The following is a 16,733-nucleotide window of genomic DNA, read 5'->3' as shown; positions in this document are numbered from 1 at the left end:
CCGGACCGGCTCACGGGAGCTTGGTGCCGATCTTCTGCCGGGAGAGGTTGTAGTCGTTGATGTCGACGACGCCGTCACCGTTGATGTCCAGGAAGATCAGCGGGATGACGACGGAACCGAGCATGCCGTTGCGGACGGCAACCGCGTCCAGGCTGTTGACGATCCCGTCATCATTGGCGTCACCGGGAAGGACGTCGAGCCTCCGGGTGAAGGTCGCCACGTCGTGCGAGCTGATCGTCAGGGTGATCCGGTCAGCCTGGGTGATGGCCGAGTTGAGCGTGATCGTCAACGTCGAGCCCGACAGGCTGAACGTGAACCCATAGGCCCCTCCCTTCACGCCGACGAGGCTGATGTTACTTGCCGAGAGGCTCGTCACGCCGTCCAGGGTGAGGGTGAAGACCTTGAGTCCGTACCACGGGATATCCGTCTTGCGCCCGGTCGGCAGGAGCCTCAGGCCGTCGGCGGCGGTGACCAGCTCCGCGGTGCCGCCGGTCCCCCAGGCGACGGAGGTGGCGACGATGCTCGCCTTCGCATTCTGGAGGCTGAACAGGACGCCCGAGGCCCCGCTGGCCGAGGCCGAGACCGTGTACGATCCCGCGACGCCGTTGGCGGTCGCGGTCACGACGGCCTCGCCCCCGGAGATGACCGAGGAGCTGGCGGAAAGAGTCGCGGAGGCGCCGCCGGAGGGATTCGCCGCGAACGAGACGACCCCTCCGTCCACCGGCTCGACCGAGTTCTTCGCCGTGACGGTCACCGTCAGGCCGTCGGTGAACTGCGTGCCCACCACCGCGGACTGCGGGCTGCCGGAGACGATCGTGATCGTGAAGCCCTGGCTCTCGAAGGCGCCGATGTCCACCCCGCCGACCCGCCCCTCGCCGCGCTGGTCGGTGTCCGGAATCCCCGCGCCGTCGGTGCCGGCGTCGATGGCGAGGCTGCCCGGCAGCAGGGGCATGGTCTCGGTCGGCCCGCCGTAGTCGCCGAGCGGGGCGAGCAGGGCGTCGGCGACGCCGACGATGTTCCCATCGGTGCCGTCGACGAGCCCGCCGGAGCCCCCGGTGCCGATGAGGTTGTTATTGCCGACGACGCTCCCCGAGATATCGCTGGCGCCCCCCGAGCCGGTGTTACCGGCCACGATGGTGTTGATCAGCGTCGGCGTCCCGCCGGCGACATACAGGCCGGCGGCGTCGCCGGAGGAGTTCGCCGCCACCGTCACGTTGGTCAGCGTGGCATCGCCGCCATCGATCCAGAGGCCGCCGCCGGCCGCGCCAGAAGAGTTCTCGGCGACCGTGCAGTTCACCAGGTCGAGCGTGGAGTAGAGGCCGATGACGCCTCCCCCGTAATACCCGGCGTAATTGCCGGTGATGGCGCTGCCGGATATCTCCAGGGAGCTGGCGAAGCTCAGGACGCCGCCGCCGAAGAAGGTCGCGATGTTCCCGCTCACGGTGCAATCCGTCAGGGTCATCCCGCTGACATAGCTGTAGATGCCGGCCCCCCGGTGCGCCACGTTCCCACTGACCGTGCAATCGTCCAGCTCCACGGACGAGTAGTAGGCGTACAGCCCGCCCCCGGCCGGTGCGCGGTTGTCCGTCAGGTCCGTGCCCTTCAAGGTGATGGATCCGTTGTCGGCCTCGATGCCGCCCCCGGTGCCGAAATACGAGACGTTGCCGCTGACGGTGCAGTCCGTCAACTCGAGGCTGCTGCCCGCCTCCCGGATGCCGCCGCCCCAGCCGTAGTAGGTGGCGTTCTCGGAGATCGTGCAACCCGTCAGCGACGCCGATCCGTAGGCGACCTCGAGCCCGCCACCGTTGTAGAAGGCCGTGTTCCCGCTGAGGTCGCAATCCTCCATCGTGAGGTCCTCGAGGAAGGCGTCGATGCCCCCGCCGGTGGATCCCGCCGTGTTACCGGAGATCGAGGTGTCCGAGATCTCCGCCGTGCCGTAGAACAGATAGAGCCCGCCTCCGTAGTAGCCCGCCTGATTCCCGCTGACGCTGCAATTCGTCAGCGAGAGATCGAGCCCGTAGGCGAAGATCCCGCCGCCGGAGGAATAGTAGGCCGTGTTGCCCTCGATCGACGAGTTCGAGATCGAGAGGCTCGAGGAGAACGACCCGAAGCCGATCGCGTAGACCCCGCCGCCGCCGTAGATCGAGACGTTCCCCGAGATGACGCACTCGTCGATCGTCATGGGATCGCCCGCGGTCAGCGCGGTGATCGCGCCGCCCGTGCCATAGCTGACGTTCGACTCGAAGTCGGACCCGGAGAGGCTCGTCTTGCTGAGGATGCTCAGGAGTCCGCCGCCGGTCGTCCAGGCCAGGTTGCCGGAGACGGTGGAGCCGATCAACTCCAGCGACGACGACCCGTAGACCGCGGCGACGCCGCCGCCGAGGGCGGCGGAATTCCCGCTGATGATGCAATCGATGAGCGTCGCCGCGCCCTCGTCCCGGATGCCGCCGCCGTAGTAGGCGTCGCCCCCCGTGATCGTCAGCCCGGTGATCGACGCCGTGACCCCCGAGTCGATGTCGAGGACCCGGGTCAGGTTCCGGGCATCGATCGTCACGCCGGCATCCGGGGCGACGATCGACTCGACTCCGGTCGTGTTGCTCAACTTGAGCTGGCCCAGCATCAGCGTGATGACCAGGTGCGAGGCGAAGACGCCCGGATCGAACGTGACGGTCTCATCGGCGTAGACATTGGCCGCCAGGATGGCTTCCCTGAGGCTGGTCAAGCCGTCGGAGTAGTCCACCAGGTCGACGGTCGTGTCGACGACGAAGCTCGGATCCACGCCGGTCAGGATGTCGTCGGGGCTGGTCACGCCGCCGAGCGAGGCGGTGATCACCGTGGTGCCGTAGTCCAGGGCCGTCGCCAGGCCGGAGGCGTCGATCGTCGCCACCGTCGTGTCCGACGACTCCCAGTCGACGACGCTCGTAACGTCGCCCGTGGAGCCGTCCGCATAGGTGGCGGTCGCGGTGAACTGCTGGCTGAGGTAGACGGGGACGAGCGGGTTGCTCGGCTTCAACGCGATCGAGACCAGCGACAGCACGGTCAGGGTGTCATCGGGGCTGGTGATGCCCAGCAAGGAAGCGGTGATGACCGTCGTGCCCGGCGAGACCGCCGCGGCGATCCCGAAGCCGTCGATGGTGGCCACCGAGGGGTCCGAGGAGTCCCACGTCACCGACCCGGTGAGGTCCATGGTCAGGCCGCTGTCGAACGTGCCGATCGCGCGGAACTGCTCGGTCAGCCCCAGGCCGAGCGAGGGATCGGCCGGCGTGACGGCGAGTGAGACCAGCGTCGCCTGGGCGCCCAGCCCGTAGGCGGCCAGGTCGGGGATGAGCTTGCTGCCGTTGGGCGAACCGAGGCCCGTGACCAGGTCATAGCCCACGCCCGCGTCATAGCCGTTGCTGCCGTAGAGGATGTCGTGGAAGTCGTCCTGATAGGTGACGGGGTCCGACGCGAGGTCGTAGAGCGCCGTGAGCGTCTCCGTCGAGCTGAACGGCGACCCGCCCCGGAGCTCGCGGCCCTGGTCGACGACGGCGACCAGGCCCGCCATCAGCGGCGCGGAGAGGCTGGTGCCGCCGATCTGGAGCCACGGCTCGTCGACGCCGAAGTCGAACGGGTCGTAGATCGGCACCCCGGTATTGGGGTCGGCCACGGCCGAGATGTCGGGGGCGGCACGCCTCGGGTAAGGGTTGCCGTCGCTGTCCCTGAGCCACGACTGATAGGGGGGCAGGGGCTCGTACTGGCTGACGCCGCCGCCGCTGCCGCTCCAGCCGATCTCGCCGTCCTTGCCGATGCCCGGGTAGGTCCCCGCGGCGTCGAGGTTCTGGAGCGTCGTCCCCCCGACGGCCACGACGTAGGGCGAGTAGGCGGGATAGCCGGCGGGGGCGCCGTAGTCGCCCGTGGAGGCCAGGAAGGTCACGCCGGGGACGTTGAAGAACCCGTCCTGATCCCCGCTCTCGCCCGGATACTCGCTCTGCGAGTAGCTCATCGACACGACGTCCGCCAGCTTGCTCGCGGTCGCCTGGGCGGTGAAGAAGCCCTCCTCGCTGTAGTCGCACTCGATGAGCACGATGTTCGCCGCCGGGGCCATGACGTGCGCCCACTCGACGTCGAGCGCGATCTCCACGCCCCATCCCGCCCCCACCGAGGCGATCGGGAGGCGATCGGTCCCGCCGTACTGGTCCACCTTGGTGAAGCTCGGCGGGTCGGGCAGGCCGAACGTCCGATTGAAGACGGCCAGCGCGCTGTTCGCGTAGCCCGGGTCGGTCGAGCTCACGAAGCTCGGGTTGTCGTACGCGTCGATGATCGCGATCGTCTGCCCCGCGCCGTCCCCCTTGATGCCGGCGAAGCTGACGGTGTCCATGCCGTAGGCCGCGCGGATCTGCTGCGGCGTGTAGCCGGTGGGGGACGTGGAGAAGAGCGGGATCGGCTTGCCCGCGGGCCCCATCACCATCACCGGCACGGCCCCCGGGACGGCCTGGAATGAGGACCCGGAAGAGAGGACCAGCTTCGGCTCGAGAGCCTCCAGCACCGGCCGGACGGGACGGCGGTGGCGGACCGTGCGGCGAGTCCTCCAGAAACCGGCGAGCTTGGTCGAAGTTGCCATCGGATGTTACTCGTTGATGGGTACTCGGGGTGGTAACGGGCGGCAGGCCGTCAGACTCTCACGGGCGGCTCCGGCGCCGGGCGGTGGCGGAGCGAGGCCGGCACGTCGGCGAGTGCGGAATCCGGGACGGTGAACGAATTGCTCAGCAGCTCCTGGTCGTCGTTGATCAGGTCCGGGAAGCGGCGGCCCGGCAGAACCGTCACCGCGAAGACCTCCTGGACGCCCGATTCGAATCGGAGCAGGCCGACGACCCGGCCGGTGGACGTCTCGATGGCGCAGACGCCGCAGCTCCGCTCCTCGGGCTTGAGCCGTTCGGTGATCGGGATCCCGCTGAACACGGCGCTCTCGCGCACCTGGGATAGCCCGACGAACGCGATGTCCCCCGCGAAGTCGAGCCCCCGGGTGAAGCCCGGCAGCTCCGCGATCGCGGCGTACCGGCCCGTCCCCAGGTCCACCGTCCCGAGCGTCCCGGCGCCGGACTCGCACACCCAGAGCCGGCCGCCGTGCCAGCGGGGGGAGTGCGGCATCGACAGGCCGCGGGTGATCGCCTCGCCCGACTGGATGTCCCAGAGGACGCCGCCGGTCGCCTTCCTCTCTCGCCAGCCGCCCCGCGTGTCGGTCTCCCCGAGCGCCGTGACGTATCTCGGCAGGCCGTCCACCATCCCCAGGCCGTTGAGATGACAGCGGTCCGTCGGCTCCAACTGCGAGACGAACGGCGGCCGCCAGCGGGGCGTGAAGCTGGCCGACGGGTCGATCGTGCACAGGCAGGAGAATCGCGTGTTGACCACCCAGAGCTCGTCCCCGCGCGACCAGGCCAGCTCGTGAACCTGGATGTTCCCCGTCACGTGGCTCGACCGCGGCAGGAAGCACGCGTCGTGCCTCCCGGCCGGCTCGAGCCGGGCCGCGACCGCCGGCACGTCCACGAACTCCCAGACCTGGATCGAGGTCCCCACCGCCAGCCGATTGCCGGAGACGGCCATCCCCATCGGGGCCTGCATGCTCCGGAAGTGCGTGTTCAGCCGGTCCCCCTCGTCGCGGACGAGGACGATCTTCCCCGCCTGATAGGTCGTCACCAGCAGCGAGGCGCCGAGCCGTCGGAGGAGGTCCGGGAATCCCCGCGAATGGACGGCGCGGAGGGGCGGGGACGGATCGGTCGGCGGCCCAGGAGGGTCGGGAATAGTCATGCAGCCCGTACTCAACCGTCAGGAACAATAATAGAGGAACGAAAGCTAACCGCGGACCGGAGAGGGCTGGAGATCCGCGAGAAAGTCTCATAAAGTCCCTGTCACACGCGGCACATGATCAAGGAATCCGGCGGAAAAAGGAAAGAAAATCCGGAAAACTCGCGGGAAAAACCGGAGCGATCGGGCCTAATTCCTGACCGCCAAACCACTTTGGTGTCACCATCGCGGTCGAGATTTGGGCCTTCCGGCGCGCCGCCATCGACGATTGCCCCCCCGTGTGCGAGCCGAAATGGGGCGGAATCTTGTGCCGGAGCGCCGGCGGAGTGATCATGCGGGTATCGATCCCGCCGTCCCGAACGACCGAAGCGCCCGCGGCCAGGGGTGCAGGCCACCCTCCGCCTGGTGCATCGCCGGGCTCGACGAGCTCCCTACCCCTGTCCCACCGAGGAGGACTCCCATGCCCGTGACGCAGGCGAACCGCCGCCAGTTCCTCAGGACGGCCGGCCCCGCGATCGCCATGCCTTACATCATCACCTCGTCCGCCCTGGGGGCCGGCGGCCGGGCCCCGGCCAGCGAGCGGATCGTCATGGCGACGATCGGCTGCGGCGGGCAGGGGACCGGCGACATGCAGGGCTTCCTGGGGTTCCCCCAGGTCCAGATGGTCGCCACCTGCGACGTCGTCGCCGGCCATCGCGAGAACGCCCAGCGGATCGTCAACAACCACTATCACAACCGCGACTGCAAGGACTACAACGACTTCCGCGAAGTCCTCGACCGCCCGGACATCGACGCCGTCCTGATCGGCACGCCCGACCACTGGCACGCCCTGATCACGATCGCCGCCTGCAAGGCCGGCAAGGACATCTACTGCGAGAAGCCCGAGTGCCTGACCATCAAGGAAGGCCGGGCCATGGCCGACGCCGTCGGGCGTCACGGCCGCGTCTTCTCCGGCGGCAGCCAGCGGGTGCTCGGCGACTACGGCGACTGGCCCAGGCTGGTCCGCGGCGGGGCGCTCGGCGAGATCAAGGAAATCTATGCCGATTGCTGGGGGCCCTCCGGCGACTGCTACCTCGAGCCGCAGTCGGTCCCTCCCGGCGTGGACTGGGAGATGTGGCTCGGCCCGGCGCCCTGGCGGCCGTTCCACGACAGCCTCATCAGCGGCGGCTTCCGGCCCTATCGCGACTACTCGGGCGGCGGCATGACCGACTGGGGTGCCCACCGCTTCGGCGCCGCGATGTTCGCCGCCGGGCTCCACAAGACCGGCCCGGTCGAGATCATCCCCCCCGACGGCAAGGACCACAAGCTCCTCACCTACGTCTTCGCCAACGGCACGAAGATGTACCACGGCGGCACCGGCGACATCACCTACAAGGGGACCGAGGGTTCGCTCCCGGGCCGCCACAGGACCCCGACCGCCCGCGTGGACATGGAGGGCTACCGCGGCGAGGGGGGCATCTTCGGCGACTTCCTCCACTGCGTGAAGACCCGCGAGCTCCCCTTCCGCAACATCGAGGTCGCCCACCGCACGACGACGGTCTGCCACCTCGGCAACATCGCCTACTGGCTCAACCGCCCCCTCAGGTGGGATCCCGTCGCCGAGCAGATCGTCGGCGATCCCGAGGCCAACCGCTGGCTCGACCGCCCCAGGCGCGGGCCCTGGGCCCTCTGAGCCCGCCGCGGCGACGTGCGCGATCCACTCCATCCACGAATCACGGAAAGCGAATCATGAAATCACAAGTATGGATCACGGGGCTGGCCGCGGCCGTCGTGCTCGCGGGCGCCGCGAGGGCGGACGGCCCGGACCTGGCGAAGGCGTTCGAATCGCTCCTGCCGGGCATGGAAAATGAGCAGTCCCAGCAGGCCTGGCAGCGGGCCTGCTGGACGGCCGGTGCCCCCGGGCGTGAAGGCGAGCGGGCCGAGGCCTGCCGCCTCATGGCGGCGAAACTCCCCGTCGAGGGCAGGGCTCCCGTCAGGGTCTGGCTCCTCAAGCAGCTCGAGCGGATCGGCCGCGAGGAGTCCGTGGACGCGATCGCCGCGTGCCTGGCCGATCCCGATAAGCTCGTCCGCGATGCCGCCGTCCGGGCGATCGCGAATAACCCGGCGCCGGCGGCCGGCGACAAGCTCCGTGCCGCGATGGCGGAGGCGACGGGACCCGCGAAGCTTGCCCTGATCGACGCCCTCGGCTTCCGAGCCGAGCCGGCGAGCATCCAGGCCCTGGCTCGCGAGCTGAAGACCTCGCGCGGCCCCCAGGCGAGAGCGGCGGCCCACGCCCTCGGCCGGATCGGGACGCCGGAGACCGTGGAAGTCCTTGAGTCGGCACTGGGCCCGGATCCGGCGGTCGCGAGGGAGGCGGCGGATGCCCTCGCGAAGATCGCCGGCAAGGATCTGTCCGCGGGCAAGGTGGAGGAAGCCGCGAAGATCGCCAGCGCGCTCCAGACACGACCGGAGTCGGGGCTCGTCGCACTCGAGGCCGTGCTCCGTTCGTCGGGAGACCTCGCGGCCACGACGATCCTCGGTATCCTTGGCCAGGGCGACCCGAAGCAGGCCGCGATCGCCGCGGGCTTCGTCGCCAACGTCAACGAGGCCGGAATCAAGCAGCTCGCCGACGGCCTGCCTGGCCTGTCTCCCGAGGCCCAGGTCCGACTCCTCCGCGCCCTGGGGCCGAAACGCGATCGCAGCGCCTTGCCCGCGGTCAAGGCGGCCGCCTCCAGCTCCGATCCGAGCGTCCGCGACGCGGCCCTCGCCGCGCTCGGCGGAGTCGGCGACGCCTCGACGGTGCCGGTCCTCCTCAAGGCCATCCAGGGCGGCGTCGACGCGTCCGGCGTCGCCCGCCGCAGCCTCGAGTCGGTCTTCGCCGACGGCATCGACGCCGCCCTGATCGAGACGGTCCGCTCGACGACCGACGCGAACCTCCGCACCCAGCTCGTGGACGTGCTCGGCAACCGACGCGCCGGGGCGGCGGTGCCGACGTTCCTGGACGTCCTCGGGCGGGACGATGCCAATCTCCGGCGAGCGGCGATCTCCGCGCTCGAGAAGGTTGCCGCACCCGACGACCTCCCCGCCATCCTGGCGGCGATCCCGAAGATCGCCGACGACGGCCAGCGGAACGAGGCCGCCCGCGCCGTGGCGTCCATCTGCGACCGCGTCCCCGACGAGGCTCGGAAGGCCGATGCCGTGCTGGCTGCGTATCGGAAGGCGTCCCCGGGCGACCGGGCTCGCCTCCTGGCCGTGGTCGGCCGCGTCGGCGGCTCGGGGGCCCTGGCACTCGTCCGCGAGGCCGCGCTCGGCACCGATGCGGACCACCGAACGGCCGCGGAGCATGCGCTCCTCGATTGGCCCGATTCCTCGGTCGCGGAGGACGTCGCCAAGCTGGCGGAGAAGGCCGAGAACCCCGAGCTGAGGCGGGCCGTCGTCCAGGCCCTCGCCCGCGTCATCGCCGGCCCGGGCCCCCTCGATAACCGGGAGCGGCTCGGCTACCTGGAGCGGGCGTTCAAGCAGGCGGATCGGGACGAGGATCGCCGCCGGGTCCTCGCCGCCGCCCGCGAGATCCACACCTTCCCGGCGGTCCGGTTCGCCGCCGCCCACCTGGACGAGCCGAAGCTCCGCTCCCAGGCCGTGGCCACGGTCGTCGGCCTCCTCGAGCACCAGGAACTCCGCGACAACCATCGCGACGAGGCCGACAAGCTCCTCGACAAGGTGATCGCCGTCAGCAAGGACAAGAGCCTGCTCGAACGCGCCCGCAGCTTCAAGTCCAGGCCGTAGGGGACCGCCCCGGGCCCCGCACGCATCGACGGATGCCGGGCCGAGGGACCCAGATGTCGGCCCTCGGCCCGCTCAGTCTTCCCGTCCCTTGCCGTTCCATCCGGCCGCCAGCCGACGCGCCCCGGCCCGCCGCGCGGCCCGGACGCCGTGGGGCCGATAGACGTCGCCCCGCGCCGGCTCGCGGAGGGCGCGAATCAGCTCGTAGTAGCGGTGGATGTGCTCACCCTCCGACCACTCGCCGATCCGCTGCGAGTAGCCGCGCGCCGCCAGGTCGTTGCGGAGGGCGTCGTCGTGGACGATCCGCCGCATGGCCAGCAGCAGCTCGCCGTCGCTCCGGTAGCCGAGGCCGCCGCCGCTCAGGACCCCGGTCTCCTGCAACGCGCCCCCCCCCTCGTGCACGATCACCGGGGTCCCGACCGCGAACGCCTCGAGCACCACGTAACCGAACGTCTCCGGGAAGAGCGAGGGCACCACGACCGCCCGCGCGCCCCGGAAGAGCCTCGCCAGCCTGGGGCCCCCGAGCAGCCCTTCGAAGTGCACGTTGGGCAGGCCCGCCGCGAGCGTCCTCAGGGTCGACTCGTAGGGGCCGGTCCCGGCGATCCGGAGGTCCACCTCCGGCAAGTAGCGCATCATCGGGATCAGTCGCTGAAATCCCTTCATCGCCACCAGCCGCCCGGCCGCGGCGAGGTACGGGCGCTCGCCCGCCGCCGCCGTCTCCTCGTCCTCGATCCCCTGCGACCAGTCGTCCGGCAGGAAGTAGGGCAGGTGGACGAGCGGCACCTCCCGGCCGATCCCGCGCGACCGGTGCTCCTCGAGCGCATGCGACGAGGGGAAGAGCAGGGCGTCGAGCCGCTTCAATCCGCGGCCGATCGCCCCCGTGTACCGCCAGGCCTGGGGGGGCCTCCGGCCCGCCAGGCTGCAGCGGATGCAGCTCGGCCCGTCGCATCGCTTCCGGTCGTATTTCCAGAGCAGATGCATGGGACAAATCAGCCAGTGCTCGTGGGCGGTCATGATCCGGACGGCGCCCGACCCGTGCCCCATCGCCAGCAGCCCCGGCCCCCCGACCAGAGAGATGTTGTGGAAGTGGACCACGTCCGTGGCCGGATCCTCGAGCGCACGGCGGAGCACCCTCGACTTCAGGAGCGGCAGCCCGGTCGCCTGCGTCGCCAGCGGCGAGAGGATCCCGAGCCCGCTCTCCAGCGGGTGGAGGTGCAGGCCCGCGGGAGGCGTGTACTCGCGGAGCGGATGGTCCCCGCGGAGGGCGTTGAACGCGTCCACGCAGTAGTAGACGTGCACCTCGTGCCCGCGGCGGCAGAGGGCCTGGGTGAGCCGGTCCACGTAGGCCGCGTCGCCGCCGAAGCTGTGCCCGCCGAAGAATGTCGTCACCATGCAGAATTTCAAGGGCGACCTCCTGTCGCTTCGGTGGACGTGCGCGAGGCGAGGCGCCCCACGCCGGGCGGCGGGCCCGCGTCAGGCCGATCGACGCCTCGACGGGAGCGACCGGAAGGCCAGCCGCCAGACCTCCATCCGGCCCAGCCCCCCCAGCGCGATCCAGACCGCCGCGTACGTCACGGCACCGCAAAGTATAGAAAGACTCACGTGATGATTCCGCAAGGCCATGCAGGCCGGGACCATGGCCAGCGAGGCGGCCGCGGGCCGGGCCAGGTGGTGATGCCAGGCCGGCTGCCGGCCCTCCCTCGCCAGGCTGGCGTATCCCCCGGCCACCAGGGCCAGGCCCAGCAGGAGCACCGCGGCGATCGCACCCGGCAGCCCGAAGCTCAGCTCCATCAGCACCACCAGGGGCCCGATCCCCATCGCCGCCAGCAGGAGCGAACGCACCCCCACGATCTCTCGATTGAGCGCGATCAGGGCCGTCTGGTAGAGGAACGCCAGGATCAGCAGCGGCGCCCGCCAGATGCCGATCGCCAGCAGCAGGCCCGCCCCCGCGAAATCCGCCGGGAAGAGGGCGCGGACGATCGGTTCCGCCAGGATCGTCGCCCCGACCGCGACCGGCATCAGCACGGTGACCTGGATCTCCACCAGGAGGTCCAGCGCGGTCCGGCCGACGCAGGCCGTCTGCCTCCAGAGCCAGAGCTTCGACAGCGTCGGGAACATCGCCTGCTGGAAGATCAGCCCGAACGTCAGGATCGCGGTGACCAGCCGGTGCGGCGCCGCGTACAACCCCAGGTCCGAGGACGTGCTCAGCAGCCCCACCACCAGGAAATCCGCCGTGCTGATCACCGCCTGGGAAAGCTGGATCAGGCAGACCGTCCGCCCACGCTGGAGGATCAGCCCGACGAACCGCAGCCCCAGCCTCGGCCGGGGCAGGCGATAGGTCTTGAGGTAGTGCAGCCAGACCAGCGCAATTCCGGAGGCCTCTCCGATCGCCAGCCAGGCCGGGACCCAGAGGATCTGCGAGGGATTTCGCACCCACGCCAGCACGCCGATCGCGTAGATCGACGTCCGCAGCGAGAGCGAGACCGCCAGCAAGCCCATGCATTCCGTCCCTCGGTAGACGAAATCCAGGCCGCTCGCCGTGGTGAAAAGCATCAGGCCATAAAGAGCCAGAATCTGCCAGTCCCCGGCGTCCTTGAGGCTCAGGGCGCCCGCGATCGCCAGGCCGGCGAACAGGAAGAGCGACAGCAAGCCCTTGATCGCCAGCACGTTGTCCACGAGCGGCTTGATCAGGCGAGGATGCCGCGACAGCTCCCGCGCCGCCATCACGTCGCTGCTGTCCCGGATCAGCAGGACCAGCCAGAAGACGATGTTGAAGGCGAACTCGATCCGGCCGTACCCTTCCTTGCCCAGCCGCTGGGTCAGGGAAAGCGTGACCACGACCGATGTCCCGCGGCAGACCAGCTCCGCCAGGCTCAGGAAGGCGAAATTCGAGGCAATCCTGCGGCCGGCGGCCATTCCCGCCCGGCCATCGACGACCGGGCTGGACGGGATGGCGGGCCGGGGGCGCCTCGCCGTTCCGTGCCTTCTGCGCTTGAGGAGTGTTGGACTGGCCATGCGAGCGTGCACTTCCTTGCGCGATAATCAGGACACGACGGCGCGTGCCACGAGGACCACGAGATGACGCTACCTGGCCCTATCGGCTTGCCCCGCGGAACCGCATGACCTCGGACTGCGTCCCCCGGCGGAACATCTGCTTGTCGGGGAAATGGTGACGATTCTCCCACCGTCTACCCCGGGCGGGATCGCGCCCTCCCTATAGCAACCGCTCCCCCTCCACGGACTTCGATCGCCGGCGGAATATCCGGCGCCACGCCGGGAGCTCCGCTCCTCGACGGCGGGCGCATCCTATTGGGGTGCCAGAAGTGTGTCAATCGGAGCTTCGACGCGAGCTCGCCCCGACGCCGAACCCTCCCGCCGGCCGTCGCCCCGTCCAGCCCTCATTCCAGCGCCTCGATGCCCGCGTTGGGCTTCGCCTTGTAGGGATGGTAGCGAAGGCAGTAGAAGGCCCCGACCGCAACCATGAATGCACCCCACCAGATGTCGGCATGGAGGGAATAGAGCGCCACACGCTGGTCCTCGGGGGGCGGTGCGGCCAGCGCATAGATGCCGGCGCCGAAGATCAGCACCCCGTAGATCAGCAGCAGGCACCCGATGAAGAACCAGATCGGGACCTCGGTCTCATCATGCATGGTCGGCCTCTCACCAGAAGATCACGTTGACGGCCACGAGGACGGTCCCGACGATCGCCGCCCAGAGATAGGGATGCTTGTACCAGGGGCAGGGGCCCTCGTCGGGGACGACCGTCAGGCCCATGACCAGGTCCTGGAGCTCGTTGTCGGGCTTCGGCGTCGTGAACGGGGTCACGGCGACGAGCACCACCACGCAGACCACCAGGGTCCAGAAGGCGCTGTAGACGTTCACCGCCATCGGCTTGGCCTTGTCGGACCGGGCGATGTACTTCACGTGGTCCGGGTTGAACTGGGCCGGGTTGAAGCCCTGGCTCACCTCCTTCGCATCCACCGTGACCGCGGACGCGAGCACGACCGGAACCCCCTGGATGCCGAACTTGTCCTTCCGCTCGGGGGCCAGGACGCCGACGTCTGTCGCCTGGCCTCCCTCGCCGACCCGGGCCGGGATCATCCGCTCGCCGCCCGATTCCGAGAGCGCGACGTTCGTCGTGTGCACCGTCCCCTTGTCGACGAAGACCCGGGTGATCCGCTCCGACTTGCCGCCCTTCTCGGTCTCGACGCGGACCACGGCGTCGGGATCGATCAGAGCCCGGGGAGGGGGACGATAGCCGGCCGGGAACGTGTGCACGAAGACCCACATCCCGAGCGAGAAGATCATGGCCGTCAGGAAGGCGACGAACGCCGCGGTCGGGGTCGCGCGCTTCCAGAGCATGCCCAGGATCACCACCCCGAACAGCGGCACGATGAAGAAGAAGATCAGCACCTGGAGGAACTCCAGGATGTTCGAGAAGTAGAAGAGCGCGTAGGCCGTGCCGATCGACATCAGGACGCCCAAGAGCGAGCACCATCGCCCCATGCTCAGGTAGTGGGCGTCGCTCGCCTTCTTGTTGATGAGCGGCCGGTAGACGTCGTACGTCCAGACGGTGGCGAAGGCGCTCACGTTGCCCGCCATCCCCGACATGAAGCCCGCGATCATCGCCGTCACGCCCAGGCCGAGCAGCCCCGGGCCCAGGTACTTGCCCATCAGCAGCGGCAGCACGTCGTTGAACGTGTGGTGGGTGATGTTGGCCCGCGGGTCGGTCTCCGAGACCAGCAGGACCGGCGAGCCGTCGCCGTTGAGCAGGACCGCCAGGCCGAGCAGCCCGGGGACCGTCACGATGATCGGCACCAGCATCTTCAGCACCGCGCCGATGATTGTCCCGTTCTGAGCCGAGCGGAGGTCCTTGGCCACGATCACCCGCTGGACCTGGAGGAAGTCCGTGCACCAGTAGCCGAAGCTGACCGCCAGGCCCAGGCCGAAGACCATCCCGAACCAGTCGATCCCCATCGGATTGGAGTCGAACGAGCCCAGGTTCCGCCAGAGGCTCCGGAAGTCGGCGTTCCCCACGGTGGGGTGGATCAGCGGCACGTTCTTCTGGATCCGCGCCATCATCCCGTCCCAGCCCCCGGCGTCGATCAGGCCCAGGATCGGGATCAGGAGCGAGCCGAACCAGATCAGGAAGTACTGGAGGACCTCGTTGAAGACCGCCGAAATCAGCCCCCCCAGCGTCACGTAGACCGCCACCGTCAGCGACGACACCCAGATGCTGAGCGTCATGTTCCAGCCCAGCAACAGGTGGAGGATCTTGGCCATCGCGAACATGCTGGCGCCGCTGACCAGCACCGTCAGGAGCGCGAACGAGATCCCGGCCAGGGCGCTGGCCCCGGTCCCGTAGCGGAGCATCAGGTAGCCCGGCACGCTGTGCGTCTTGCAGATGTAATAGAAGGGCATCATGACGATCGCCAGGAAGAGGATCGCCGGGATCGCACCGATCAGGTAGGCGTGCGCCCCGAGCATCCCGTACTGGTAGGCCATCGCCGACCAGCCCATCGTCTCCAGCGAGCTCAGGTTGGCGGAGATGAAGCTCAGCCCGGCCACCCAGGCGGTCATCTTCCGCCCGGCCATGAAGAAGTCCTCTCCCGAGCTCACGTACTTTTTCAAGTACACGCCGATCCCGAGCACCACGATGAAGTAGATCGCGATGATCACGATGTCCAGGGGGCCGATCTTGATCAGCGGGGCCTCGCCGGCCGCGATCACCAGGCACGTCGTCATGGGCTCGCACTCCCTCGTCGGATTGGACGGTGTCGCCCTAATCTCGGGGACGCGCGAGTCGTTGTCAATGCACCGGTGGCACCGCTACGGGAGATCCCTAGCGTTCCCTCGCCAGCACCCCGGCCGCCTCCAGGGCGGCCATCGCCCCGACCGTGCTCGACTCGTTGACGCAGAAGATCCCGTCGATCTGACCGGCGAATCGTTCGAGCAGCGCCTCGACCTTCCGCCACGCCTCCCCCGCGGTCGGCCCGGCGTGCTCCGCGTCGGAGAGGACCGAGATCCGCGGGAACTCGGCCGCGAGCGTCTCCAGGAACCCGCGCTCCCGCTCCTCGGTGCTCTCCGAGCCCACCTTGTAGCGGAGCAGGACCACCTTCCCCCGCCCGCCCAGCAGCTCTCCCATGCGGCGGGCGGCCAGCACTCCACCCTTGTGGTTGTCCGTCGAGATGAAGCTGATCGGGCTGGTCGATTCCAGCCCCGAGTCGACGATCACCACCGGGATCCCCTTGGACGCGACCATCTCCACGGGCCGGGCCATCGCCCGCGCATCGAGCGGCGCCAGGACGATCCCGTCCACCCCCGCCGCCACCGCCTCCTGTACGAACTGGAGCTGCTCGAACCGGTCCGTCTCGCCCGCCGGCCCCTGCCAGACCACCTCCACGTCGCCGGCCGCCCGCTCCGCCTCGAGCGCCCCCGCGTGGATCGTCCGCCAGTAGTCCTGCTCCGTCCCCTTGGGAATCATCGCGATCCGCCACCGCCGCGTCTTCGCCCCCGCCAGGCTCCCCTGCGCCCTGGGGGCCTTCGCCGGCTCGACGAGCGCCCGGATCTTCGGATCCGCGACGTTGGAGGGAGTGACCATCGTCGCGTCGGTCAGGATCCGCGGCTCGACCGCACGCTTCTCCAGGTGAGCAACCAGGGTCGCCACCCCGAGCTGGCCCATCCGGTAGGGATCCTGGACGACCAGCCCGCCGAGCCGATGCTCCGCCAGCCCCCGGATCAACTCCTCGCCGGCGTCGAAGCCGATCAGGTGGACCCGCCCCGCCACCCCGGACGAGCCCCGTGGTCCCCCGCAGGAGGCCAGCAACGCGGCCAGGATGCAGACAGCACGCATCAGACCTCGCCCGGCTGTCCCGCCCATCGGAGACTCCACGGAGGTGTAGGAGGGTGGAGAACGGCCCGCGATCGCCGCCCCGGAAGCGGGCCGCCGATCGCAGACGACGCTCCGCGACGGCCGTCGATCAACAGGATCAACAATCAGGATATCGCCCCGAATCGTGGCCCGGACGCCCTCTCGAGAAATTCCCCGGTGGGTTGTTGACCTCCGGCGAAGGTCCCTGTAGTATTACCCCTGTCCCAAGCACAAAAGGGCCACGAAACAACGGCCGGGACGAGTCACAAACAGTGGCTCGGACCGGCCGAACGCGTCGGCGGCCTGAACCTTGGGGCGA

10 protein-coding genes are annotated in these 16,733 nt (G+C 69.4%); 2 read left to right on the top strand and 8 right to left on the bottom strand.

Annotation, left to right across the window (positions count from 1 at the left end; all coding sequences use genetic code 11):
- Nucleotides 1–10: 10 nt before the first annotated feature.
- The 3 genes from G6O54_RS30895 to G6O54_RS30885 form a co-directional block, all read right to left on the bottom strand.
- The gene (locus G6O54_RS30895) at nt 11–4,600 is read right to left on the bottom strand and encodes a choice-of-anchor Q domain-containing protein (RefSeq protein WP_165232543.1); all 4,590 of its coding nucleotides are present in this window, start codon (nt 4,598–4,600) and stop codon (nt 11–13) included.
- Nucleotides 4,601–4,650: 50 nt separating this feature from the next.
- On the bottom strand, nt 4,651–5,784 hold the full coding sequence (locus G6O54_RS30890; RefSeq protein WP_165232540.1) for a TIGR03032 family protein: 1,134 nt from the start codon (nt 5,782–5,784) through the stop codon (nt 4,651–4,653).
- A 118-nt stretch (nt 5,785–5,902) separates the two neighbouring features.
- Complete coding sequence (locus G6O54_RS30885) at nt 5,903–6,115, bottom strand: hypothetical protein (protein WP_165232537.1); 213 nt, start codon at nt 6,113–6,115, stop codon at nt 5,903–5,905.
- Between the two features lie 126 nt (nt 6,116–6,241).
- Between G6O54_RS30885 and G6O54_RS30880 the strand changes: the two genes are divergently transcribed.
- Nucleotides 6,242–7,453 carry a Gfo/Idh/MocA family protein gene (locus G6O54_RS30880; protein ID WP_165232534.1) on the top strand — a complete coding sequence of 404 codons (1,212 nt, stop codon included), beginning with the start codon at nt 6,242–6,244 and terminating at the stop codon, nt 7,451–7,453.
- Between the two features lie 56 nt (nt 7,454–7,509).
- A complete protein-coding gene (locus tag G6O54_RS30875) occupies nt 7,510–9,546 on the top strand; it encodes a HEAT repeat domain-containing protein (RefSeq protein WP_165232531.1) in 2,037 nt (678 codons plus the stop codon).
- Nucleotides 9,547–9,618: 72 nt separating this feature from the next.
- Here G6O54_RS30875 and G6O54_RS30870 read toward each other — a convergent pair whose 3' ends face one another.
- From G6O54_RS30870 to G6O54_RS30850, 5 genes are all read right to left on the bottom strand, one after another.
- Nucleotides 9,619–10,947, bottom strand: a complete 1,329-nt coding sequence (locus G6O54_RS30870; RefSeq protein WP_250847175.1) for a glycosyltransferase family 4 protein — start codon at nt 10,945–10,947, stop codon at nt 9,619–9,621.
- A 69-nt stretch (nt 10,948–11,016) separates the two neighbouring features.
- Nucleotides 11,017–12,558, bottom strand: coding sequence for an oligosaccharide flippase family protein (locus G6O54_RS30865; RefSeq protein WP_165232528.1), 1,542 nt, complete (start codon nt 12,556–12,558; stop codon nt 11,017–11,019).
- Nucleotides 12,559–12,941: 383 nt separating this feature from the next.
- Nucleotides 12,942–13,193, bottom strand: coding sequence for a hypothetical protein (locus G6O54_RS30860; RefSeq protein WP_165232525.1), 252 nt, complete (start codon nt 13,191–13,193; stop codon nt 12,942–12,944).
- A gap of 10 nt (nt 13,194–13,203) precedes the next feature.
- Nucleotides 13,204–15,288 (bottom strand): sodium:solute symporter family transporter, encoded by a 2,085-nt coding sequence (locus tag G6O54_RS30855; RefSeq protein WP_165232522.1) that lies wholly within the window; start codon nt 15,286–15,288, stop codon nt 13,204–13,206.
- 97 nt (nt 15,289–15,385) lie between these two features.
- Nucleotides 15,386–16,396, bottom strand: coding sequence for a substrate-binding domain-containing protein (locus G6O54_RS30850; RefSeq protein ID WP_165232519.1), 1,011 nt, complete (start codon nt 16,394–16,396; stop codon nt 15,386–15,388).
- Nucleotides 16,397–16,733: the final 337 nt, after the last annotated feature.

The sequence above is a fragment of the Aquisphaera insulae genome (assembly GCF_011064615.1).
Classification (GTDB): Bacteria; Planctomycetota; Planctomycetia; order Isosphaerales; family Isosphaeraceae; genus Aquisphaera; species Aquisphaera insulae.
Note: the sequence above shows the minus strand (reverse complement) of the source record. Positions and strands in the feature narration are given on the sequence as shown.